This is a genomic window from Nocardioides alkalitolerans (assembly GCA_038184435.1).
Classification (GTDB): domain Bacteria; phylum Actinomycetota; class Actinomycetes; order Propionibacteriales; family Nocardioidaceae; genus Nocardioides; species Nocardioides alkalitolerans_A.
The window spans coordinates 3,573,549-3,596,359 of sequence record CP116227.1 but is presented as its reverse complement, the minus strand read 5'-3'; the positions used below and the strand labels follow the sequence as shown (position 1 = coordinate 3,596,359).

22 protein-coding genes are annotated in these 22,811 nt (G+C 74.1%); 13 read left to right on the top strand and 9 right to left on the bottom strand.

What is annotated here, in order from left to right; all coding sequences use genetic code 11:
• Nucleotides 1-71: 71 nt before the first annotated feature.
• The 3 genes from PIR53_17100 to PIR53_17090 form a co-directional block, all read right to left on the bottom strand.
• Nucleotides 72-968 (bottom strand): universal stress protein, encoded by an 897-nt coding sequence (locus tag PIR53_17100; GenBank protein WZH51723.1) that lies wholly within the window; start codon nucleotides 966-968, stop codon nucleotides 72-74.
• A 1-nt stretch (nucleotide 969) separates the two neighbouring features.
• Nucleotides 970-2,421, bottom strand: coding sequence for an amino acid permease (locus PIR53_17095; GenBank protein WZH51722.1), 1,452 nt, complete (start codon nucleotides 2,419-2,421; stop codon nucleotides 970-972).
• Between the two features lie 157 nt (nucleotides 2,422-2,578).
• Nucleotides 2,579-3,985: an NAD-dependent malic enzyme gene (locus PIR53_17090; protein WZH51721.1), complete on the bottom strand. Its 1,407-nt coding sequence runs from the start codon at nucleotides 3,983-3,985 to the stop codon at nucleotides 2,579-2,581.
• 120 nt (nucleotides 3,986-4,105) lie between these two features.
• Here PIR53_17090 and PIR53_17085 point away from each other — a divergent pair, with 120 nt between their 5' ends.
• Together PIR53_17085 and PIR53_17080 are read left to right on the top strand one after the other, a co-directional pair.
• A complete protein-coding gene (locus PIR53_17085; GenBank protein WZH51720.1) occupies nucleotides 4,106-4,420 on the top strand; it encodes a GNAT family N-acetyltransferase in 315 nt (104 codons plus the stop codon).
• 3 nt (nucleotides 4,421-4,423) lie between these two features.
• Entirely contained in the window at nucleotides 4,424-4,936 is a 513-nt protein-coding gene (locus PIR53_17080; protein ID WZH51719.1) for an SRPBCC family protein, read from the top strand.
• Nucleotides 4,937-4,949: 13 nt separating this feature from the next.
• Here the strand turns inward: PIR53_17080 and PIR53_17075 are convergent, their stop codons facing one another.
• Entirely contained in the window at nucleotides 4,950-5,606 is a 657-nt protein-coding gene (locus tag PIR53_17075) for a pentapeptide repeat-containing protein (protein WZH51718.1), read from the bottom strand.
• Nucleotides 5,607-5,691: 85 nt separating this feature from the next.
• Between PIR53_17075 and PIR53_17070 the strand changes: the two genes are divergently transcribed.
• From PIR53_17070 to PIR53_17055, 4 genes are read left to right on the top strand one after another with little or no spacing between them, the layout of a single operon-like run.
• Nucleotides 5,692-6,576 (top strand): DUF692 family protein, encoded by an 885-nt coding sequence (locus PIR53_17070; protein WZH51717.1) that lies wholly within the window; start codon nucleotides 5,692-5,694, stop codon nucleotides 6,574-6,576.
• A complete protein-coding gene (locus PIR53_17065) occupies nucleotides 6,573-7,025 on the top strand; it encodes a hypothetical protein (protein ID WZH51716.1) in 453 nt (150 codons plus the stop codon). The genes PIR53_17070 and PIR53_17065 overlap by 4 nt, the downstream gene beginning before the upstream one ends.
• On the top strand, nucleotides 7,022-7,282 hold the full coding sequence (locus tag PIR53_17060) for a hypothetical protein (protein WZH51715.1): 261 nt from the start codon (nucleotides 7,022-7,024) through the stop codon (nucleotides 7,280-7,282). Before PIR53_17065 ends, PIR53_17060 begins: the two co-directional genes overlap by 4 nt.
• The gene (locus PIR53_17055) at nucleotides 7,282-7,464 is read left to right on the top strand and encodes a hypothetical protein (GenBank protein WZH51714.1); all 183 of its coding nucleotides are present in this window, start codon (nucleotides 7,282-7,284) and stop codon (nucleotides 7,462-7,464) included. The genes PIR53_17060 and PIR53_17055 overlap by 1 nt, the downstream gene beginning before the upstream one ends.
• Here PIR53_17055 and PIR53_17050 read toward each other — a convergent pair whose 3' ends face one another.
• The gene (locus PIR53_17050; protein ID WZH51713.1) at nucleotides 7,465-8,097 is read right to left on the bottom strand and encodes a nitroreductase family protein; all 633 of its coding nucleotides are present in this window, start codon (nucleotides 8,095-8,097) and stop codon (nucleotides 7,465-7,467) included.
• A 113-nt stretch (nucleotides 8,098-8,210) separates the two neighbouring features.
• Between PIR53_17050 and PIR53_17045 the strand changes: the two genes are divergently transcribed.
• Both PIR53_17045 and PIR53_17040 read left to right on the top strand, forming a co-directional pair.
• Complete coding sequence (locus tag PIR53_17045; protein ID WZH51712.1) at nucleotides 8,211-8,810, top strand: TetR/AcrR family transcriptional regulator; 600 nt, start codon at nucleotides 8,211-8,213, stop codon at nucleotides 8,808-8,810.
• Nucleotides 8,811-8,883: 73 nt separating this feature from the next.
• Nucleotides 8,884-11,160, top strand: coding sequence for an MMPL family transporter (locus PIR53_17040; protein ID WZH51711.1), 2,277 nt, complete (start codon nucleotides 8,884-8,886; stop codon nucleotides 11,158-11,160).
• 822 nt (nucleotides 11,161-11,982) lie between these two features.
• Here PIR53_17040 and PIR53_17035 read toward each other — a convergent pair.
• Nucleotides 11,983-13,443, bottom strand: coding sequence for a trypsin-like peptidase domain-containing protein (locus PIR53_17035; GenBank protein WZH51710.1), 1,461 nt, complete (start codon nucleotides 13,441-13,443; stop codon nucleotides 11,983-11,985).
• Between the two features lie 148 nt (nucleotides 13,444-13,591).
• Here PIR53_17035 and ald point away from each other — a divergent pair, with 148 nt between their 5' ends.
• Together ald and PIR53_17025 are read left to right on the top strand one after the other, a co-directional pair.
• Nucleotides 13,592-14,740, top strand: coding sequence for an alanine dehydrogenase (gene ald / locus PIR53_17030; GenBank protein ID WZH51709.1), 1,149 nt, complete (start codon nucleotides 13,592-13,594; stop codon nucleotides 14,738-14,740).
• 50 nt (nucleotides 14,741-14,790) lie between these two features.
• Nucleotides 14,791-15,648: an aldo/keto reductase gene (locus tag PIR53_17025; protein WZH51708.1), complete on the top strand. Its 858-nt coding sequence runs from the start codon at nucleotides 14,791-14,793 to the stop codon at nucleotides 15,646-15,648.
• An 88-nt stretch (nucleotides 15,649-15,736) separates the two neighbouring features.
• Here the strand turns inward: PIR53_17025 and PIR53_17020 are convergent, their stop codons facing one another.
• Both PIR53_17020 and PIR53_17015 read right to left on the bottom strand, forming a co-directional pair.
• Nucleotides 15,737-16,225, bottom strand: coding sequence for an SRPBCC family protein (locus PIR53_17020; GenBank protein WZH51707.1), 489 nt, complete (start codon nucleotides 16,223-16,225; stop codon nucleotides 15,737-15,739).
• The gene (locus tag PIR53_17015) at nucleotides 16,222-16,824 is read right to left on the bottom strand and encodes a rhomboid family intramembrane serine protease (protein ID WZH51706.1); all 603 of its coding nucleotides are present in this window, start codon (nucleotides 16,822-16,824) and stop codon (nucleotides 16,222-16,224) included. The genes PIR53_17020 and PIR53_17015 overlap by 4 nt, the downstream gene beginning before the upstream one ends.
• A gap of 92 nt (nucleotides 16,825-16,916) precedes the next feature.
• Here PIR53_17015 and PIR53_17010 point away from each other — a divergent pair, with 92 nt between their 5' ends.
• Genes PIR53_17010 through PIR53_17000 form a run of 3 tightly spaced genes read left to right on the top strand, consistent with a single transcriptional unit; the run spans nucleotide 16,917 to nucleotide 19,851 of the window.
• The gene (locus PIR53_17010) at nucleotides 16,917-17,882 is read left to right on the top strand and encodes a glucosyl-3-phosphoglycerate synthase (protein WZH51705.1); all 966 of its coding nucleotides are present in this window, start codon (nucleotides 16,917-16,919) and stop codon (nucleotides 17,880-17,882) included.
• Entirely contained in the window at nucleotides 17,879-18,742 is an 864-nt protein-coding gene (gene folP / locus PIR53_17005) for a dihydropteroate synthase (GenBank protein WZH51704.1), read from the top strand. Before PIR53_17010 ends, folP begins: the two co-directional genes overlap by 4 nt.
• A 47-nt stretch (nucleotides 18,743-18,789) precedes the next feature.
• Nucleotides 18,790-19,851, top strand: coding sequence for a class I SAM-dependent methyltransferase (locus tag PIR53_17000; protein WZH51703.1), 1,062 nt, complete (start codon nucleotides 18,790-18,792; stop codon nucleotides 19,849-19,851).
• 83 nt (nucleotides 19,852-19,934) lie between these two features.
• On the opposite strand, the gene PIR53_16995 is transcribed toward PIR53_17000, so the two are convergent.
• Nucleotides 19,935-22,775: a DUF4132 domain-containing protein gene (locus PIR53_16995; GenBank protein ID WZH51702.1), complete on the bottom strand. Its 2,841-nt coding sequence runs from the start codon at nucleotides 22,773-22,775 to the stop codon at nucleotides 19,935-19,937.
• Between the last annotated feature and the right edge of the window lie 36 nt (nucleotides 22,776-22,811).

Below are 22,811 nucleotides of genomic sequence, written 5' to 3'. Positions count from 1 at the left end.
CTACTTGTGCGGTGGTCGACCACCACTGCAGTAGCCCGGACACCGCGTTACACGCGGGGGCGCCACGACGCTCACGGCACCACCACGACCGGCACGGGCGAGTGCCGCAGGATCTTGGCGGCGCTGGAGCCGAGGAACACCCGCGACAGCAGCCCCGCCGACGACGAGCCGACGACCAGCAGGTCCTCGGGCGTCCACGGCAGGCCGCCGACCGCCTCGGCCCAGTCACGGCCACGGCTGACGACCCGCTCGACCTCGGCCGGCACGGCATCCGCCGGCAGCGCGGCGAGGGCGTCGACCTGGGCGGTGGTCGCCTGCTCGAGGTATGCCTCGAGCACGTCGTCCTCGCCGCGCACCTCGGGCGGGTACATCGTGCGGCCGAGCACCCCGAACGTCGCCACCCGCAGCGTCGCGCCCAGCTCGGTGCACAGCTCCGCGGCCCGGGCGAGGGCGGCGGCCGACGCCTGGTCGCCCCGGAACCCGACCGTCACCCGCCCGACCCGGGTGCCGGGCGCGGCCCGGAAGCCCCGTGTCGCGACGGCGACCGGCACGGGCGAGGAGTGCAGGAGCCGGTCCGCGGCCGACCCGACGACGACGTGGCCCCAGGCGCCGTTGGCGCCCGCGCCGAGCACGACCAGCGTGGCGTCGGCCGCCGCGACCTGCTCGAGCAGCGTCCCCGGCACCGACCGTCCGACCGCGGGCACGACCTCGGCGGTCACGCCGGCCGCCTCCAGGTCCGGCGCCAGCTCCGCCAGCAGCGACCGCACCGCGGCCACCTCCTCGCTCGCGGCGGCGGCGAGGTACGCGGCGTACTCGCGGTCCACGCCCCCCGACAGCGGCGTCGGCCACGGGCCCGGCACGACGCACACGACCCGCAGGCGCGTGCGGAGCGAGCGGGCGAGGAGCGCGGCGTACGACAGCCCGTCGACGTCCGGCTTCCCCGGCGCGATGCCGGCGACGATGGTCATCTCAGACCCCCTCGCCCCGAGCGGCCGCGGGGTCGTTGAGGCGCGCGTGCCGCCGGCCCCACAGCAGGTAGAAGGCGAGCACGACCGCCAGCCACGTGCCGAAGATCGCCCAGGTGACGGCAGGCAGGCCCGACAGGATGTAGACGCAGACGACGACGGTCAGCACCGGCGTCACCGGGTAGCCCGGCACCCGGAACGGCCGCTCCAGGTCGGGCTGCGTGCGCCGCAGCACGAGCACCCCCAGCGCGACCACGATGAACGCGCCGAGCGTGCCGATGGAGACCGTGTCCCACAGGTAGTCGCTCGGCACGAACCCCGCGACCAGGGCGACGACGATCGCGACGACGACGGTGTTGTACGTCGGGGTGAGGGTCCGCGGGTTCACCCGCGCGAAGCGGGACGGGAGCATGCCGTCGCGGCCCATCGCGAAGAGGATCCGGGTCTGGCCGTAGAGGGTCACGAGGGTCACCGAGAAGATCGAGATGACCGCGCCCGCGGCGAGCACCGTGCCCGGGATGCTGGATCCGGTGATGTTCTGGAGGATGACCGAGAGCCCGGCCTCCTGCTGCTCGGGGCTCTCGAACTCCGACGCCGGCTGCGCGCCGACGCCCGCGATGGCGACGAGCACGTAGACCGTGATGACCACGGCGAGCGCGCCCATGATCGCGCGGGGCAGGGCCCGCTGCGGATCGCGCACCTCCTCCCCCGCCGTCGACACGGCGTCGAGGCCGATGAAGGAGAAGAAGATGGTGGCGGCCGCGGCGGAGACGCCCGCCGCACCGGCGGCCCAGAAGGCGTCGAACCGGTCGACCTCGAACGCCGTGAAGCCCACGACCACGAACAGCCCGAGCACGGCCAGCTTGATGATCACCATGATGGTGTTGACCCGCGCCGACTCGCTGGCCCCGCGCACCAGCAGGAGCATGCAGAGCAGCACGAGCACGACGGCCGGGAGGTTGATCCACCCGGTGGGCCCGTCCTCGTAGGGCACCGGCGACACGGAGAGCTCCTGCGGCAGGCGCACGCCGAGCACCGAGCCCGTCAGCTCGTTGAAGTAGCCGCTCCAGCCGACGGCGACGGCGGCCGAGCTCACGCCGTACTCCAGCAGCACGCAGGCCGCGATCACCATCGCGACGAGCTCGCCGAGGGCGTGGTAGGCGTAGGAGTAGGTCGAGCCGCTGACCGGGATCGCGCTCGCCAGCTCGGCGTAGCAGATCGCCGACAGTCCCGCCGCGAGGCCGGCGACGAGGAACGAGACGACGACCGCGGGGCCCGCGTCGGGCACGGCCTCCTGGAGCACGAAGAAGATGCCCGTGCCGACCGTGGCGCCGACGCCGAACATCATGAGCGAGAACGTGCCGATGCTGCGGCCCAGCTCGGGGCCGTCGTGCCCGCCGCGCGTGGCGAGCGGCTTGCGGCGCAGCAGCTGGGTGCGGAACGGGACCGGTGCCATCGGGCCTCCTGCATCGATTGCATCGACTGCATCGACCACGCGCGGGGTCGCGTGGTGCGGCGACGCTACTCCTGCGCTGTTACGGGGGCCTGCCCCCGAACGCGGTCGTGGCCGCAGCGCACCGGACGACGGTGCGCTGCGGCCACGACCCGGGGGATCAGATCTTCACGTGCTCCTCGCCCGCGATGGCCGCGGCGACGGCCTTCGGGACGGCGGGGTCGAAGACGCTCGGGATGATGAAGCTCGGGTTGAGCTCCTCGTCGGTGACGACGAGGGCGATCGCCTCGGCGGCGCGCAGCAGCGCCTCCTGGGTGACCTCGGAGGCGCGGGCGTCGAGCAGACCGCGGAACACGCCCGGGAAGGCGAGCACGTTGTTGATCTGGTTCGGGTAGTCCGAGCGGCCCGAGGCGACGACCTTGGCGTACTGGCTCGCCACGTTGGGGTCGATCTCCGGGTCGGGGTTCGCCAGGGCGAACACGATCGGGTCGCGGCCCATCGTCGGGATCCACTCGCCCTGGAGGATCCCCGGGGCGGAGACGCCGATGAAGACGTCCGCGTCGACGAGCGCGTCCTGCAGGGTGCCCGTCACCTGACGCGGGTTGGTGCGGCTCGCCAGCTCGCGGTGCGCCGGGGGCAGCGTCTCGTCGGTGCTGACGAGGCAGCCGATCTTGTCGACCACGACGACGTCGGTGACGCCGGCCGCGAGGAGCAGGTTCACGATCGCCGTACCGGCCGCACCGGCGCCGGAGACCACGACCCGCACGGTCTCGAGCTGCTTGTCGACGACGCGCAGCGCGTTGGTGAGCGCGGCGAGCACGACGATCGCCGTGCCGTGCTGGTCGTCGTGGAAGACCGGGATGTCGAGCTTCTCGCGCAGGCGGGCCTCGATCTCGAAGCAGCGCGGGGCGGAGATGTCCTCGAGGTTGATGCCGCCGAAGCCGGGGGCGATCATCTCGACGGCCTTGACGATCTCGTCGGTGTCCTGGGTCGCGAGGCAGATGGGCCACGCGTCGATGTCGGCGAAGCGCTTGAAGAGCGCCGCCTTGCCCTCCATGACCGGCAGCGCGGCACCGGGGCCGATGTTGCCCAGGCCGAGCACGGCGGAGCCGTCGGTGACGACGGCGACCGAGTTGCCCTTGATGGTGAGGCGCGGGACGTCCTCGGGGTTCTCCGCGAGCGCCCGGGAGACCCGGCCGACGCCCGGCGTGTAGGCCATCGACAGGTCGTCGCGCGTCTTCAGCGAGACCTTGGAGGAGACCTCGATCTTGCCGCCGAGGTGCAGCAGGAAGGTGCGGTCGGAGACCTTGTGGACCGTCACGCCCTCGAGGGCGCTGACCGCGTCGACGAGCGCCTGCGAGTGGTCGGCGTTCGACGCGGAGCACGTCACGTCGAGCACGAGGCGGTCGTGGCGGGACTCCGCGACGTCGATGGCGGTGACGACACCACCCGCACCGGAGATCGCGGTGGCGACCGTGCCGATGTGGCTGTTGTCGGGCGTCGTGTGCAGACGCATGGTGATCGAGTACGACGACGTGGTCGCGGGAGTGGACGTGACGGGGGCCATGGAACACACCTTCGGGCCGCCCTCGGGTTACGGGCAAGTCACGTGCGACCACAGTGTCCAAAAGCGAGCGACCGCTCTGTCGGCGCAGGTCAGCGCCCGGACAGGGGTAGCGTCCCCCTCATGACCGACGTCTCCGTCACCGACAACACCGACGCGGCCCGCTTCGAGGTGCGCGTCGACGGCGCCCTCGCCGGGTTCGCCGACTACCGCCTGCGCGAGCACGGCACCGTCGTCGCCGTCATGCACACCGAGATCGACGACGCCTTCGCCGGCCAGGGCCTCGCGAAGCAGCTCGCCGTCGCGGTGCTCGACGGGCTGCGGGCCGACGGCCGCTCCCTGCTGCCGTTCTGCCCCTTCTTCCGCGGGTACGTCGCGAAGCACCCCGAGTACGCCGACCTGGTGCCCGAGGGGCGCCGCGCCGAGTTCGGGCTCTGACCCGTGCCCCAGGTCAGCGCCACCCAGTGGGTGCCGGTCAGCCCGGCCACGGCGTTCGCCGTCTCCCAGACGACGGGCGAGGTGCGGCTGGCCTGGGACCCGTTCGTCCGCCACCAGCACCTCGTCGACGCCGACCGCCCCGCCAAGGGCGTCCGCACCGTCACCCGGGCGCGGATCGGGCTGCGCATGGTGAGCGAGTACGCGTCGTACCGGCCCCCGGCGTCCGTCGGGATGACCATGGTGAGCGGCCCCTGGTTCTTCGCGACGTTCGGCGGCGGGTGGCGGTTCGCGCCCGAGGAGCGGGTGCTCGACGGCACGCCGATCGCGGGGACGCTGGCCTCGTGGAAGTACAGCTACACCGTGCGGCCCGCCTGGCTGCGCCCCGTCGCGGAGCCGATCGGGCAGTGGCTGCTGGGACGGGAGATCCGGGCGCGCATCGCCGCGTTCGCCCTCGCGTGCACCGACGCCGACGTGCTCGCGGCGGCGGAGCGCGACCGACGCACCGACGGGGCCTGAACCGGCCGCCGGGTCAGTCCTCCACCCGCAGACCCAGCTCGGCAGCGATGGCCGGGGCGAGCTGGCTCAGCTGCGCGGGCGACACGGTGGCGCCGCGGAGGTCGCGCACGCCGACGACGTCGTCGAGCCGGGCGCCCCTCAGGTCGACGTCCTGCAGCTGCGCCTGCTGCACGTCGAGACGGCCGACCGTCGTGTCCTCCAGCCGCACGCGGCTGAGCGTGGCACCACCGAGGTCGAGCTCCTCCACCACGCACCCCGTGAGGAGCACGTCGAGGAGCTCGGCCCCGCGCAGGTTGACGAAGCTCAGCTTGCAGCCGACGAGGTGCACCGAGCGCCACGACGACTCGTAGGCCTCCAGCGACCCGAGCCGGCCGGCGACCCGCACGTCGCGCCACTGCCCGCCGACCGCGCGCACCACCGGCAGGCTCACGCCGTCGAGGGCCACGTCGGAGAGCCGTGCGCCCGACAGGTCGGTCTCGTCGGCGTGCACGTCCTCCAGCTGCGACTCGATGACCCGCGCGCCGGCGAGCTCGAGCGCGGAGAGGCGGAGCCCGGTGAACCGCAGGCCGTCGACCTCGCCGCCGGGACGCAGCGCCGCCGGGTCGCCGTCGACGAGCGAGGCGAGGGCGGGCGCGGTGAGGCGCGGGGCGGCGGTGCGACGACGGACCATGCCGGGACCGTAGCGGCCACCTCCGACGGTCCCGGTCCGTGCGGCAGCGGTTTGGACCCCCTCCGCGCGGCGCACACTCCGGCGCATGACCGAGCGGGCACCCACCGGCACGGCCGTCGCGTGGCGACGGCCGGTCGCCGACCTGCTCGCCGCGTACGCCGCCGCCGGCGACCTCTCCTTCACCGAGGTGGTCGCGGAGAACGTCGACCCCGCGCGGCTCCCCGACGAGCTCGTGGCGCTGCGGGACGCGGGCGTCACGGTGGTCCCCCACGGCGTCACCCTCGGTCTCGGCGGGGCGGAGCTGCCCGACCCGCGTCGCCTGGCCCACCTCGCGGCGCTCGCGGCGGCCTTCGGCGCACCGCTGGTCAGCGAGCACGTGGCGTTCGTGCGGGCCGCCGCGACGCCCGATCCGCTGCACGGCGACGTGCTCGAGGCGGGCCACCTGCTGCCCCCGCCGCGCACCGCCGACAGCCTGGACGTGCTGGTGGAGAACGTCCGGGCCGCCCAGGCCGCCCTGCCGGTGCCGCTGGCGGTGGAGAACATCGCGGCCCTCTTCACCTGGCCCGAGGACACGCTCGACGAGCCCGACTTCCTCACCGCGCTCGTGGAGCGCACCGGCTGCCGGCTCGTCCTCGACGTCGCCAACCTCCACGCCAGCGCTGTCGCCCGGGGCAGCGACCCGGTCGCCGACCTCCTGCGCTTCCCGCTGGAGGCGGTCGCCTACGTGCACGTCGCCGGCGGCCAGGAGCGGCCCGACGGGCTCTACCTCGACACCCACGCCCACGCGATGATCCCGCCGGTGCTCGACCTCGTGAGCACGCTGGCCGCGGCGTACCGGCACCGCGGGCTCCCCGTCCCCGGGATCCTCCTGGAGCGGGACGAGGACGTGACGCCGGAGGCGGTGCGGAGCGAGTACGACGCGTTGCGCGCCGCCGTCGACCGGCGCCTCCCCGCGGGAGCGGCGCGGTGAGCGCCCGCGCGCGGCTGGCCGGCCGCCAGGAGGAGGTGCTGGCCGCGCTGCTGCGCGGTGACGCCCCGCCCGGGTTCGCCCCGGCGAGCGCGGCGGGCACGGCGCTGACGACCCGCGTGCTCCACCGCAAGCGCAGCGACGCCGTGCACCGGGTCGCCCCCGAGCTCGACCTGCTGCCCGGCTGGCGCGACCACTTCCACGGCTGGGCCGCCGAGCACCCCGCGGCCGGGTGCGCCCACGACGACCTCGCGGCCTTCACCGCGTGGCTCCCGCGCACCCACCCGGACGCCGCCGACTGGCTGCGCCTCCACGCCGTCCACGACGGTCGCCGCCCCGCGGCCGTCGTGACGATCGCCGGGCGGCGGGCCCTGGTCCTCGGACTGGGCTCCCGCACCTGGCACCTCACGCGCCGGCACCGCGCCGGCCTCTCGGAAGGAGCTGCACCATGACGATCGTCATCGTGTGCGTCGTGCTGGCGGTGGTGGCCGGAGCGATCGCCCTCGCCGTCAGCACGAGCGCGTCATCAGGCCAGCGACGGCGGTCCGCCGGACGCGGCGGGGCGTACGGCGCGGGCGGGGGCTACGTCGGCGGCTGCGGCAGCAGCGACTCCGGCAACGACTCGTCCTGCGGCTCGAGCTCGTGCAGCTCGAGCTCGTGCAGCTCCGGGTCGTCCTGCGGTGGCGGCGGCTGCGGATCGAGCAGCTGATGGCCCAGCTCGGATCCATGGTCGTGCTGGGCCTCGTCGTGCTCGGCCTCGTGCTGCTCGTGCTCGTCGTCTTCGCCGTCGTCGCGCGGCGGTCGGGACGGCGTCGCCCCGGCCCGGCCGCGGGCGAGCCGGGGGCGGGCACCGACACGCCCCGCTCGGGCGGGGGCGATCGCGACTCCTGATCAGACGGGGAAGGGCGTGCCCCACGCGCCGTCGTACCCCACCTCGGAGGCACCCAGGCGCGTCCGGTCCTTCGTGTGCCGCGCGACGTCGCCCTCGGCGGCGCGTGCGAGGTGCTCGTCCCCGCCCAGGCGACCGACGGCGATGCCGGCCATGACGCGGTAGGCCTCCGGCACGCCGAGCGCCGTCGCCGCCGCGTCGTGGTCGAAGCCCGCGAACTGGTGGCTGTGCAGCCCGATGGCCTGCGCCTGGAGGGTCAGGTGCGCGACCGACTGGCCGAGGTCGTAGAGCGCGTAGTCGCCCATCCCCTTCCGGCCCTCCCACTCGCCGGTGAGCGCAGCGGCGACGATGAGGACCGGTGCGGTCGGCACCCACCCGGAGTTGCCGTTGCTGAGGGTGCCGACGACGGCGTCGTACGCCGCGGTGCCGACCCGGGTGACGACGAACGACCACGGCTGGGTGTTGCCGGTCGACGGGGCCCAGGCGGCGGCGGTCAGCAGCGACGCGATCTCCTCGTCGGTGACGGGGACGTCGGTGGCGAACACCGCGGGGCTCCAGCGGGAGCGCATGGGCTCGGCGAGCACCTCGGCGCCGGGTCGCGGTGCACGGGCGAGGGTCTCCTGCGTGACGGACATGGACCCAATTGTGAGCCCGGGACGGCGCGGGACAACCGCCCACCCCCGACTGCGGTGCACGTCACAGGCACAGTGTTTTGCACTTTTGGATGCGCAGTGCAAACTTGCACTTCGTGAGCACGAGTGCAGAAAGCGGAGCGGTCGACCACCGCACCAGCAAGCGCGAGGAGACCGCGCGCCGCATCATGCTGTCCGCCCAGCGCCTGGCGACGGAGCACGGTCTGGACGGGTTCACGATGGACGAGCTCGCCGAGGCGGCGGGGGTCGCGCGCCGCACGCTCTTCAACTACTACCCGTCGAAGGTGGACGCCTGCCTGGGTCCGCCGATCGAGGTGCCCGCCGAGGCCATGACGGCCTTCGCGTCCGGCGGACCGACGGGCAACCTCGGGGCGGACCTCGAGCACCTCGCCCGTGAGGTGCTGGCGATCGAGCAGCCCACGCGCGAGGAGATGGTGCTGCACCGCCGGCTCTTCCAGATCCCCCGGCTGGTCGAGGCGGTCCACGACCGGTTCGCCGAGCTGGCCGTCGACCTCCAGGAGGCCGTGCGCGCCCGCGGCGGCGAGCAGATCGACCAGGAGGGCGCCCTGCTCCTGATCCGGGTGCTGCTCGTCGTGTTCGACACCGCCATCGACGCCAGCATCGCCGGCGACGACACCCCGCTCTCCGACCTCTTCTCCCGCCACTTCGGCACCGTCCGACGGCTGCTCGCCTGAGCCGCCGGCGCGACGTACCGACCCCCCGCACCCACCCGCACCCCACGCCCGCACCCCGACAGGAGCACCAGCGATGGCCACCCTTCTCTACCGGCTCGGAAAGACCGCCTTCCGGCGGTGGCCGGCCTTCATCGGCGTCTGGGTCGTCGCGCTCGTCGCCGTCGGCGCGACCGCGCTCGCGATCCAGCAGCCGACGAGCAGCACGTTCTCGATCCCCGGCATCCCCTCGGAGCGGGCGAGCGAGCTCCAGAAGGAGCTGTTCCCCGGCGCCGAGGACGCCCTCAACGACACCTCGGTCACCGTCGTCGTCGCGGTCCCGGAGGGCGAGCAGCTGAGCGACCCGGCGTACGCCGAGCGCATCACCCAGCTCGTCACCGAAATCTCCGACAGCCCGCAGGTGCTCTCGAGCGAGCAGGCGCCGATCCTCGACCCGGTGGCCGCGGCCGCGGCCCAGGAGGAGGCGTTGGCGGCCGGTGGCGCGAGCCCCGAGGACATCGCCAACCTCGCGCCCGTCGACGCGGACGGCCGGGTCGGGCTCATCACCTTCGACTTCGACGTCGACGAGCCCACGGACATAGAGCCCGAGAGCCAGGACGCGATCCTGGAGCTCCTCGACGACGCCCGCGGCGACGGGCTCGAGGTGGAGGCCAACGGCCCGGGCCTGCAGGTCATGGAGATCAGCGGCGCCTCCGAGCTCATCGGCATCGCGGTCGCCCTCGTCGTGCTCGTGCTGACCTTCGGCTCCCTCGTCGCGGCGGGCCTGCCCATCGTCACCGCCATCGTGGGCGTCGCCCTGACGTCGCTCGGCGTCACCGGCATGACGGCGTTCACCGACGTCTCCGACATGACCCCGATCCTGGCGGTGATGATCGGCCTGGCGGTCGGCATCGACTACGCGTTGTTCATCCTCGCCCGCTACCGCAGCGAGCTGCAGCACACGGACGACCGCGAGGAGGCGATGGGCATCGCCGTCGGCACGGCGGGCTCGGCCGTCGTCTTCGCCGGCCTGACCGTGCTCATCGCGCTCGCGGCGCTGGCCGTCGTGCGCATCCCGTTCCTCACGGCGATGGGTCTCGCCGCCGCCAGCGGCGTCTTCCTCGCCGTGCTCGTGGCCCTCACGCTCCTGCCCGCCGTGCTCGGCATGCTCAAGTCGAAGGCCTTCGGCGGCACCGTGCGGCGCTACGACCCGAAGCGCGACGAGGACGGCCGCATCGTCAACAACGGCGTGCGCTGGGCCAAGCTCGTCGGACGCTCGCCGCTCGCCGCGGTGGTGCTCGTGGTCATCGCGCTCGGCGCCCTCGCCGTACCCGTGCAGAACCTGCAGCTGGCCCTCCCCAGCGACTCGACGAGCCCGAGCGACACGACGCAGCGCAAGGCGTCCGACCTCATCGCCGAGGCGTTCGGTGACGGTCGGCAGGCACCGCTGCTCGCGGTCGTCGACGGCCGGGACATCGCCGACGACGCCGAGCGCCAGGCCGCCTTCGGCGAGGTCGTCGCCTGGGCGTCGGAGCAGGACGACGTCGCCCACGCGCAGATCACGCAGACCAACGCCGACCCGGAGGGCGACCCCGCGGCCGCGACCGGTGCGCTGGTGCTCATCACGCCCGAGTCGAGCGCCGAGGACGCCGCCACCACGGATCTGCTCGCCGACCTGCGCGACACCCAGGGCGACATCGAGTCGTCGACCGGCGCCGAGCTGGGCGTCACCGGCATGACCGCCGTCGCCGTGGACGTCTCCGACCGGCTCAACGACGCGCTGCCGATCTACCTCGTGGTCGTCATCGGCCTGGCGTTCCTGCTGCTCGTGCTGGTGTTCCGCTCGATCCTGGTGCCGCTCACCGCCACCCTCGGCTTCCTGCTGACGGTGCTCGCCACGCTCGGCATCACGGTGCTCGTGTTCCAGGACGGCGCGCTCGGGCTCGTCGAGGGCCAGCCCCTCGTGAGCTTCATGCCGATCTTCCTGGTGGGCGTGGTGTTCGGCCTGGCGATGGACTACCAGGTGTTCCTCGTGACCCGCATCCGCGAGGCCCACGTGCACGGCGCCGACTCGGTCGCGGCCGTCATCGACGGCTTCCGCAACTCGGCCCGGGTCGTGGCGGCCGCCGCCGTCATCATGATGTCGGTCTTCGCGGCCTTCATGCTGATGGACATGTCGTTCATCAAGGCGATGGGCTTCGCCCTGGCGACGGCGGTCTTCATCGACGCCTTCGTGGTGCGGATGACGCTGATCCCGGCGCTGATGTACCTCATGGGCGAGAAGGCCTGGTGGCTCCCCCGCTGGCTCGACCGCGTCCTGCCCCGCGTCGACGTCGAGGGCGAGAGCCTCGAGCGCGCCCACGCGCGGCACTGACCTCCGGGGGTCGTGGCCCCAGCGCGACGGTTTCCGTCGCGCTGGGGCCACGCGGCGTCTCGGGGGTCTCGGGGGTCTCGGGTGTCTCGGGTGTCTCGGGTGGCGCTCCCGCCGACGGCGCGAAGTGTGCGGCTGGGACAGCCCCTGCGCGATCCAGCCCGCACCAACCGCACAGTCCTGGCCCACCCGCGCCCCCATCCCGCCGCCCGCGGCGCGCTCGTGCCTTGAGGGAGGAGCGGCCGCGTCGGAGGAGCGCAGCCCGGACCAGGTCACCGCGGGAAATGTGCGGCTGGGACAGCCCCTGCGCGATCCAGCCCGCCCCAACCGCACAGTCTTGGCCAACCCGCGGCCCCATCCGGACGCCCGCGGCGCGCTCGTGCCCTGAGGGAGGAGCGGCCGCGTCGGAGGAGCGCAGCGGGGAAGGCGTGGTCGGGATCGACCGAAGGGCAGGAGCCCCGAGCGCCGCGGGCACGCCGAGCGGAGCGAGGCCAGAAAGCACCGCGGCCTGTTCTGCGGAACGCATGCATCCAGACCACCCCTCAGGTCGCGTCCGTTTCGCAGAACTCGAACCGGTACGCCGCTGGTCCGAACCCGCCGCCCGCGGCGCGCTCGTGCCCTGAGGGAGGAGCGGCCGCGTCGGAGGAGCGCAGCGGAGGAGACGTGGTCGGGATCGACCGAAGGGCAGGAGCCCCGAGCGCCGCGGGCACGGCCGAACGGAGCGATGCCCAAGGGCCCAGCGAGGCTCAACAGCAGAGCGCCGCACAGCGAGGTCTCGGGTCCTCGGCCGTGCGGCGCCCTGGGTCAGCGGGAGCCTGGGGAGGCTCAGTTCAGCGGCGACTCCGTGAGGGTCGCCTCGCCGCTCATCTCCTGGCCGTCGCGCTCCCAGGTGATGGTGACGGTGTCGCCGGGCTCGTGGGACGCGACGGCGGCCGCGAGCTCGTCGAAGGTGGACACCTGGGTGTCGCCGATGGCGGTGATGACGTCGCCCTCCTCGAGGCCGGCCTGGCCGGCGGGGGTGTCGGCCTCGGCGGCGGCGACGAGCGGCTCGCCGCCGGACGGGTCGATGCTGACGCCCAGGTAGGCGGGGGTGCCGACCACGATGCCGTCGCCCTCGTCGCCGTCGATGACGGCCTGCACGACGTCGAGCGCCTCGTCGATCGGACGGGCGTAGCTGATGCCGCCGCCCTCCTGGACCTGCCCCGCGCCCTGGGCCTGCGAACCGGGCACGGCGGAGGACGTGGGGCCGTCCTGGCCGTTGGTGGAGGCGGCGGCGGTGCTGATGCCGATCACCTCGCCCTCGGCGTCGAACATGGGCCCGCCGGAGTAGCCGGGCACGACGTCGGCGTCGGTCTCGATCAGGCCGCTGATCTCGGTCTCGTTGCCGTTGTACTGGTCGGTCGTCGTGATGCTCTCGTCGAGCGACGTGACCTCGCCGCGCACCTCGGACAGGAAGCCCTGGCCGCCGGCGTTGCCGAGCGCGGCGACGGCGTCGCCGACGTCGACCCCGCCGTCGTCGTCGAGCGTCACGGTGTCGAGGTCGCTCACGCCGTCGATCTGGAGGACGGCGACGTCGGCGGCCGCGTCGTACCCGAGCACCGTCGCCTCGTGCTGCTCCCCCGTCGCGGCCACCTCGACCTCGACGGTCGTGGAGTTGTCGACCACGTGGTAGTTGGTGACCGCGAGCCCGTCGGAGGTGAGGACCATCGCCGTACCGGCACCCTCGCCGCCCTGGAGCGCCGTGTTGACGAGCAGCACGCCCGCGTCGGACACCTCGCCGGGGTCGGACGCCTCGTCGGTGTCGCCGCCCCCGCGGTTGACGAGGTCGTCGATGTCGGCGCCGCCCGAGGTCGAGCTGCTCGGCCGGGTGTCGTCGTCGGCGTTGTTGAGGACGACCGGGATCGCGACGGCGCAGGTCAGCGCCGCGCCGATGACGCCGCCGGCGACCGCGGCGAGCACGCCGGCTCCCCGCCGGCGGCGCGGCGGCGGAGCGGGCGGCCACGCGCCGTACGCGCCGTACGGCCCTTGGGCGCCCGGCGGGACCTGGCCCCACCCGGCCTGCGGGGGGAGCTGCTGCTGGGGCTGCTGGGGGTACGCCGCGGGCTGGCCCCAGGCGTCATGAGCACCGGCGGGGTGAGCGCCGGAGGCGTGCGCCCCGGCAGGGTCCTGTCCGTACTGCTCCCCCGGCGGCGGGAACGCGCCGGGTGCGCCGTACGAGGGGAGCGGCTGGGTCGCGGGACGCTCCGGCTCGTGGGGCGGCGGAGCGGAGGGACGGGGATCGTTCATGGCATCAAGTTGACACCCGTCGGCCCAACGTCCGTTGAGGGGACTCTGTGAATCCGGTGTGAGCAGCCGTCACAATGAGTGAGCGGCGTCACACCCCGAGGCCGCGTCCTGCCGCGCCACCGCGCGTCCACGAGTCCGAGGAGCCCCCATGCGTATCGGTGTCCCCACCGAGGTCAAGAACCACGAGTACCGCGTCGCCCTCACCCCCGCCGGCGTCACCGAGCTGGTCGCGCACGGCCACGAGGTGCTCGTGCAGAGCGGCGCCGGGCTGGGCTCCGCGCTGACGGACGAGCAGTACGCCGCGGCGGGCGCCCGCATCGTCAGCGGGGCCTCGGCGGACGAGGCGGCCGACGCCACCTGGGCGGAGGCGGAGCTGGTGCTCAAGGTGAAGGAGCCGGTGGCGGAGGAGTACCACCGGCTGCGGCCGGGCCTCGTGCTGTTCACCTACCTGCACCTCGCGGCGGACAAGGCGCTCACCGAGGAGCTGCTGGCGCGCGAGGTGACGGCGCTCGCCTACGAGACGGTGCAGAGGCCGGACGGCGGGCTGCCGCTGCTGGCCCCGATGTCGGAGGTCGCGGGACGGCTGGCGCCGCAGGCGGGCGCCTACCACCTGATGCGCGCCGGGGCCGGTGTGCTGGGCGGTCGCGGTGTGATCATGGGCGGCGTGCCCGGCACCTACGCGGCGAACGTCGTCGTCGTGGGCGCGGGCGTCGCGGGGCTCAACGCGACCACGGTGGCGCTGGGGATGGGCGCGCGCGTGCTGCTCTTCGACCGCAGCCCCGCGGCGCTGCGGCGGGCCGACCAGCTGTTCGGGCACCGGGTGCAGACGGTCGCGTCCAACGCCCTGACGCTCGAGGAGGCCGTGCTCGAGGCGGACCTCGTCATCGGCGCCGTGCTCGTGCCCGGCGCGAAGGCCCCGACGCTCGTCACGAACGAGACGGTCTCCCGCATGCGCAGCGGCGCCGTGCTCGTCGACATCTCGATCGACCAGGGCGGCTGCTTCGAGGACTCCCGCGCCACGACCCACGCCGACCCGACCTACCGCGTGCACGACGCGACGTTCTACTGCGTCGCCAACATGCCGGGCGCCGTGCCGCACACCTCGACCTACGCGCTGACCAACGTGACGCTCCCGTACGTCGCGGAGGTCGCCGCCCGCGGGTGGCGTGACGCCTGCGTGGCCGACCCGGCGCTCGCGCAGGGTCTCGCGACGCACGCGGGAGCGCTCACGAGCGAGCCGGTGGGACGCGCGCACTCGATCGACGCCGTGCGCCTCAGCGCCGTCCTCGACGGGTGAGTCGGCTCACGGGGCGGAATGATCTTGAACGCGGTGGCACTGTCACTGCCATGGCTTCCGCACAGATCCCGACCGTCAGCCTCAACAACGGCACGACCATCCCCCAGCTCGGCTTCGGCGTCTACCAGGTGCCGCCGGACGAGACGGAGCGCGCGGTGCTGACCGCGTTCGAGGCGGGCTACCGCCACATCGACACGGCGCAGATGTACCAGAACGAGGCCGGTGTCGGCCGCGCGCTGCGCAACTCCGGCCTGGCCCGTGAGGACGTCTACATCACGACGAAGCTCAACAACGACTCGCACGAGCCCTCCGTCGCCCGCGCCGCCCTCGAGCAGTCGCTCCGTGAGCTCGACGTCGACCACGTCGACCTCTTCCTCATCCACTGGCCGCTCCCGACGCGCTACGGCGGCGACTACGTCTCGACGTGGCGCACGCTCACCGAGCTGGCCGCCGAGGGCAAGGCCACGTCCGTCGGTGTCTCCAACTTCCACCCGGAGCACCTGAAGCGCATCGTCGACGAGACGGGCATCGTGCCCGCGATCAACCAGATCGAGGTGCACCCCTACCTGACGAACGAGGAGGCCCGCCTCGCGTCCGGCCGTCTGAACGTGGCGGTCGAGGCCTGGTCGCCGATCGCGCAGGGCGCGGTGCTCGACGACCCGGTGCTCGTGGAGCTGGCCGAGAAGTACGGCAAGACCGCCGCCCAGGTGACGCTCCGCTGGCACATCGAGCGCGGCGACATCATCTTCCCGAAGTCGGTCACGCCGGAGCGGGTGAAGGAGAACGCGGACATCTTCGACTTCACCCTGTCCGCCGACGAGGTCAACCGGATCACCGCGCTCGACAAGGGCGAGGAGGGGCGCACCGGCCCCAACCCCGACACGTTCGACTGGATCCCGGGCGCCTGACCCGACAGCCCGTCGCGGGCGTGGTGTGAGGCCGTCACTTCTCGGTGGCCTCACACCACGACCGCGTGTCGGCGGGGAGAGCCAGGGGTCAGATCCCCAGGTGCCGGTCGAGGTTCTCCGCGAACCCGTTGCCCATCGAGGCCACGACCCGTTTCATGGCGGTCTTGACCGCCGGCGCCGACAGCCGCGGGAGCGGCAGGTCGACGGTGATGGTCAGGCTGATGGCGAGGTGGGCGGCCACCTCGGCGGTGCCGCGCTCCTCGTCGGTGGCGTCGCGCAGCTCGTACCAGCCCTCCGCCCCCGCGTCCTCGTCCCGCCCCGCGGGCGGGTCGTGACGGAACTCGATCCGCTCCAGCTCCTTGAACGTCATCCGCTCCGTGAACTCCGGGGCGACGGCGAGGCTCAGGCCCGGCACCTTCGCCATCCGCCACACCCAGTGCTCCCCCCGTTCCTCGATGGAGGTGAGCATCGGGGTCAGCTCGGCGAGGGTCGCCGGGTCGGTCAGCACGTCCCACACGGCCTGCCGCTCGACGGGCAGCACCGCCGTCGCGTCGTGGGTCACCGAGAAGGCGGTCATGCGATCGCTCCTGTCGTGTCCGTACGGCGCGGCGTCAGCATCGCCGCCGCGAGCCCTCCGCCGATGGCGCCGAAGAGGTGGCCCTGCCACGAGATGCCCGGCTGGCCCGGGAGCACGCCCCACAGGGCACCGCCGTAGAGCACGAGCACCACGACGCCGACGGCGATCTGGCCGAGCCGCCGCGTGAAGAAGCCGCGGAGCACCAGGTAGACGATGAACCCGAACACCAGCACCGACGCGCCGATGTGGTTGGTGCCGGACGGGGCGAACAGCCAGGTGCCCAAGCCGCCGATGACCCAGATCGCCCCGGTGACCGCGAGGGCCTGACCGATCCCGGACAGGGCGATGACGAACCCGAGCACCAGCAGCGGGACCGTGTTCGAGACGAGGTGCTCGAAGCCGAGGTGCAGCAGCGGCGCCGTCGCGATGCCGACGAGGCCCTCGTCGGTGCGCGGCTGCACGCCGAACTGGTCGAGGCGGTTGCCGACGAGCAGGTCGACCACCTCGAGGATCCACAGGACTGCGACGAACCCGCCGACCAGAGTCGCGGCGTCGCGCACCGGCCCGCGCTCGGGGGCCGTCCGCACCGGTGTGCTCATGCCGATCAGGCTAGCGACGCGGCCCCAGCGTGGGACCTGCTCCGGCACGACCTCCGCCGAGCCCGTTCCCGCCCCACCTCTAACCTGTCGAGGTGAACGCGCCGCGCCCCGACGACGCCACGTCCGCGTGGTCGGCCCGTCGCACCCACCACTGGCAGGACTGGTCGCTCGACGCCCTCCTCGCCGCGCGTGAGGCGTCCGGCGCCACCGTCAGCCTCGTCGTACCGGCCCGCAACGAGGCCGCCACCGTCGGCGACGTGGTGACCCGGGTGCGGGAGCGGCTGGTGGAGACCGCGCGCCTGCTCGACGAGATCGTCGTCATCGACTCCGACTCGACCGACGGCACGGCCCGGGCCGCGGCCGACGCGGGGGCCGTGGTGCACGCCGCCGCCGAGATCCGCCCCGACCTCGGCTGGGCGCCGGGCAAGGGCGAGGCGATATGGAAGTCGCTGTTCGTGACGCGCGGCGACGTGCTCGTCTTCATGGACGCCGACCTCCGCGAGTGGGACACCCACTTCGTGCCCGGCCTCCTCGGCCCGCTCCTCACCGACCCGACGGTGGGCCTCGTCAAGGGGTTCTACGAGCGGCCGCTCGACGTCGAGGGCGGGGGTCCGTACGACGGGGGTCGGGTCACCGAGCTCGTCGCCCGCCCGCTGATCGCGCTCGCGTTCCCGGAGCTCGCCGGGCTCGTGCAGCCGCTGGCCGGCGAGTGGGCGGTGCGTCGCGAGCTGTTCGCCTCGCTCAGCGTCCCGACCGGGTACGCCGTGGAGCTGGCCGCGCTCGTCGACACCCTCCGCGCGCGGGGCGCGGACGCGATCGCCCAGGTCGACCTGGGGCGCCGCTCCCACCGCCACCAGGCGCTCGCCGACCTGGGAGCCATGGCGACGCAGCTCCTGGCCGCGGTGGCGCGTCGCACGGGCGACGTCGCCGGCGTCGACACGGTCGGCCTCCGGCAGTTCGTGCGCACCGAGGCCGGTGCCGTACCGCACCTGCGGGCCGTGACCGTGGGCGAGCGCCCACCCCAACGCACGGTCGTGGCACCGGAGGAGATCGCATGACGTTGCGCCTGGGTCGGCACTCGTTCCCCGACGACGCCACGCTGATGATGGCGATCGTCAACCGCACGCCCGACTCGTTCTACGACAAGGGCGCCACCTGGGCGGAGGACAAGGCCTTCGACCGCGTGGCGCAGGTCGTCGACGAGGGCGCGGAGATCGTCGACATCGGCGGCATCAAGGCCGCGCCGGGCGTCGAGATCGACGAGGCGGAGGAGCGGCGCCGCGTGGTGTCGTTCGTGGCGCGGGTGCGCGCGGCGTACCCCGACCTCGTCATCTCCGTCGACACCTGGCGCGCCTCCGTCGGCCGTGCCGTCTGCGCCGAGGGCGCCGACGTCCTCAACGACGCCTGGGGCGGCGCCGACCCCGAGCTCGTCGACGCCGCCGCCGAGCACGACGCCGCGATCATCTGCACCCACACCGGCGGCGTCACGCCGCGCACGCGGCCGCACCGGCTGACGTACGACGACGTGGTCGCCTCCGCGATCGCCGACACCAAGGCGTACGCCGAGCGCGCGCTGGCCGCCGGCGTGGCGCGGGAGTCGATCGTGATCGACCCCGCCCACGACTTCGGGAAGAACACGTTCCAGTCGCTCGAGGTGACCCGCCGGCTGGGCGAGATGGTCGCGACGGGCTGGCCCGTGCTCGTCAGCCTCTCCAACAAGGACTTCGTGGGCGAGACGCTCGACCGCGGGGTGGGTGACCGCCTGCTCGGCACGCTGGCCGCCACGGCGATCTGCGCGCAGGCGGGTGCCCGGATCTACCGCGTCCACCAGGTGCCGGAGACGCGTCAGGTGGTCGACATGGCGTGGACCATCGCGGGCCGGCGCCCGCCTGCCCGGGCGATCCGCGGCCTGGCCTGACGCGCCGCTGCCCCACACCGTCGGCGGGTCTGGATACATTCCTGCCCATGACGTCACGCACGCCACTGAGCACGCTCCTGCCCCGACGGGGACGTCCCCTCGTCGCCCTGACCGCCCTGCTCGGGCTCGTCGGGCTGCCGCTCCTCGCGGCGGCGGTGGTGGACCTCGAGGGTGCCTGGCTGGTCGGCCTCGGCATCGGGGCGGTGCTGACGGTGCAGGCCGTGCTGCTCGGCGCCCTGCACGGTGTGGCCGGCCGGCTGGCGGTCAACGACCGCCACGTCGGGGCGGGCACCGAGACGGTGGTGACGCTCCTCAAGGCGCGCACCGACGGTCTCCGCGAGTCCGTCGAGAAGAACGCGATCCGCACGACCGACCTCGTGCGCGGCGCCGTCGCCGACTCCGCGAAGGCCGAGCGGGCCGAGCTCCACCGCGTGCGCGCCGCGGCCCTCGACGAGGTGCAGAAGATGCTGACGGCGGAGAACGTCGGCACGACCCGCCAGACCCAGGCGCTCCTGCAGCTCTTCGACGCGGTGCGCATCGAGCGGCCCCTGCCCGGTCTCAGCGGCTTCGCCGCGTCGCCGGACCTGCTGCTCTACCTGGTCGACCTGCTCCGCACCCGCCGCCCGGCGACGGTGCTGGAGTTCGGCTCCGGCTCGTCAACGCTGCTCATGGGTCTCGTCGCGAAGCAGTACGGCCTGCCGACCCGCATCATCTCCGTCGACCACGACGCCTACTACGGCGGCCAGACGCAGCGCACCCTCGAGGAGGCCGGCGTCGCCGACGTCGCCGAGGTGCGCATCGCGCCGCTCGTCGACTCGCCCGTGGCGGGCCACGAGCCGCAGTGGTACGACGCGGCGGCCATCGGCGACCTGCCCCCGATCGACCTCATGATCGTCGACGGCCCGCCGGGATCGGGTGGCCCCGAGGCGCGCTACCCGGCGTTCCCGGTCATGCGCGACCGCCTGGCCCCGGGCGCCCTGGTGCTCATGGACGACTACGACCGCTCCGACGAACGCACCACCGGCGAGCGCTGGGCCGAGTCGGAGCCCGGCGCGACCATCGAGCGCGTGGACCTCTACAAGGGGCTCGGCGTCCTGCGGATGCCCTGACCCCTCCTCCGCCACCCGTCGTCCCCGGTCGTGGTGTGAGGCCTGCGGAAAGTGGTGGCCTCGCACCACGACCCCCGGGGGGGTCAGGCCTCCATCCGCGTCGCCAACGCGTCCAGCGAGCGGCGCACCTCCGACACCACCCGCGGCGGCACCTTCCGCCAATCGAGCAGCGACGCAGCGAGCTGCTCGTCGATCTCCTCGGTCTCCGGTCCCACCGCACCGATCGGCGCGACGACCACGCGCCGTACCTCCTGCACGTCGGAGTCCTGCACGCGCCCGGGCGCCAGTCCCGTCACCTGGAGGAGCGCGGTCACCCCGAGCGGCGGGAAGGCCAGCACGAAGAGCTCCCTCAGCGCTCGTGTCGTCACGGCCGCCTGGCGCCAGCCCTGCTTCTGCACCACGCCGAGCAGGGTCGTCGGGGGGAGCGCGCCGGCCGGCAGGTCGGCGAGGTCGACCCCGCTCTGGCCGTCCGGCAGCCTCCGCACCTCGCGCGTGAGCTGCTCGACGGGCGGCTGCAGGTCGTGGTCGAGGAGGTGCTGCTGCCAGGCCGCGCGGGTCGGCTCGTCCACGTCGAGGGGGTGGGCGAGCGCGAAGGTGGCGCCCGGGGCCGGCTCGAACGGATCGCCGTCGACCGTGAGGTACTCCCCCTCGTCCACCCGCACCAGCGCGACGCCGTCCGGTCCCTCGACGCGCCAGACCAACGCCCGCACGAGGGTGCCCATGACCGGGTGGCGCAGCACGAACGCGGCGTGGTCGTCGGCGGTCCAGACGCGACCGGTCACGAGCGCCTGCTCGAGGCGCGCCGTCTGGATGCTGACCACGTCGGCGAACTGCGTGCGCAGCTGCTTGAAGGCGTCCTTGGCGTCCTCGACCCGCTCGGGATCGTCAGCGGCCCGGGCCGGCGGCAGCGTCGCGGCCGCCTTCCCCGTCGGGCGCCCGTCGGCGCCGAGCGCGTGGACGACGGGCTTGCCGTCCGCGCCGAGCGCCACCCGGAAGCGCCGCTCGCCGTAGTCGAGGACCCGCACCCCGCGCGCATCCAGCCCGAGGTCGGGCACGACCCGGTCGGCGAGCTCCTCGGAGGTGAGGCCCTGCCGGGCCGCGAGGCGCGCGAGCCAGCCCTCGGCCTCCTCCTTCAGCTTCTTCGCGCGCGAGGTCGCCGCCACCCCGGCGAGCGCCTGCAGCGACGCCGCCGAGCCCGCCGCGGCGAGCACCTCGAGGCCGAGGACGGCGCGCTTCGTGTCCCTCTCCTGCACCCACCGGTTCACCTGGGTCGCGACCTCGGCCACCACGCCGTCGGCGCCGAGGAACCCCGCCGCCACGAGCAGGCGGGCGTCCCGCACCGGGGCGCCCGCGTCCCGCCACGACCGCAGCACGATGCCGCCCGCCTCGTCCCGCTCGACGGCCCGCATCCGGTCGACGACGGCCGCCGCCAGGGGCCGCGGCCCGTCCGTCGGATCGGAGGCGAGCGCCGACACGAGCACCTCCTCCGCCAGGGGCCCGTCGACCCGGACGGCGCCGCCCCCGGCATCGCCGTCGACGACCCGCAGCCGGAGGGCGGGGGTCGACTCGGGCAGCTTCTTCGCGACCTTCACCGTCACGGGGGCTGCGGCCTCGGCCGCGACGGCCGCCGTCCACCACGCCGGCAGCGCGTCGGCGTGGAGCCCCGGCAACGCGGTGACCTCGTGCACCCGCGCGGCGACGCCCGCGGCGACCGGGTGGACGGGGTCGTACGTCGCGTCCGCCATCGCGTGCTCCCGGGCGACGTCCGCGAGCACCACGTGGTGACGGGCGCCCTCGGCTTCCGGGTGGCCGTCGTACGCCGCGACCGCGGCCGGGTGAGCCGTCAGCCAGGCGCGCGCCTCCGGGGAGGACTCCGTGCCCGCCGCGGCGATGCGGAGCATGCCGCCGACGGCGGCGGGACCGCTGACCCGCGCGCCGAGGCTGGCGGCCTTCCCGAGCCGGGGCAGTGCCAGCGCCTCGGTGACCATCCGCTCGAACATCGACGTCCCGAACATCGCGAGCGCGAGGCCGGTCGCCTGGGCGTCGCCGTTCCAGGAGATGGCCCTGCGCACGCCGTCCTCGTCGTGGGCGTCCAGGCGGTCGATCAGGGCCTGGCGTCCGTCCGCGTCGAGCGGCAGGGCGAGCGACACCAGGATCGGGAGGGTGATCACCGGCTGGCGGTTGAAGAGGAGGGCGACGTCGTCCAGCGAGGTCTCCGCCAGCAGCGCGGCGTGCTCCGCGGGCGTGGCGGCGAGCGCGCTCGCCTGGAGCCGGCGCGCCGGCGTGGTCGGCGGGGCGATCACGGGCGGCTGCATACCGCCGCTGCGCAGCAACGCACGCATGACGGGCGTGGCCGCCCAGCGGTCGATGTCGCGGGGCGTGGAGGCATACCAGGCGAGCGCCGCGTCCGGCCCCTCCAGCACCCAGCGCAGCAGCTGGAGACGGCCGGTGTCGATGCCCATCAGGTACGGCGCCGAGACGACGCCCTCCGGCGTCACCGGCGAGGGCCGCAGGTTCTCCAGGGGCGGGAGCTCGAGCGACGGCTCCAGCACGGCACGGCGCGCATTGGCCATCCGCTCGCGCGGGGACAGGAAGCCGTGCGGCTCGACGGCGTCCTGCTCGTCGGCGCCGGCCGCCGCTGCGGCCCGTGCAGCCGCCGCCACCTCGAACGGGGAGAGCTCGCCGCCCTCCCTGGTCCACCCCGCCTTGTGGCAGTGCGCCAGGACGAGCCACCGGGCGCTGAGCACGTCGGGCACCCCGTCGTACGGCCTCGTGCCCCCGTCCGCCCAGCGGCTCCACCGGCGCACGAGCTCCGCGGGCTCGTCGGCGGGCTCGGGCGGCGTCGTCGTGTCCAGGGGACGGCCCTCGGGCAGCGCCGCCTCGTCGATCCGGTCGAGCACCACGCCCAGGTCGTCGTCCTGCATCCCGCTCCCTCTCGTCGCCCGGCCGGGACCCGCACC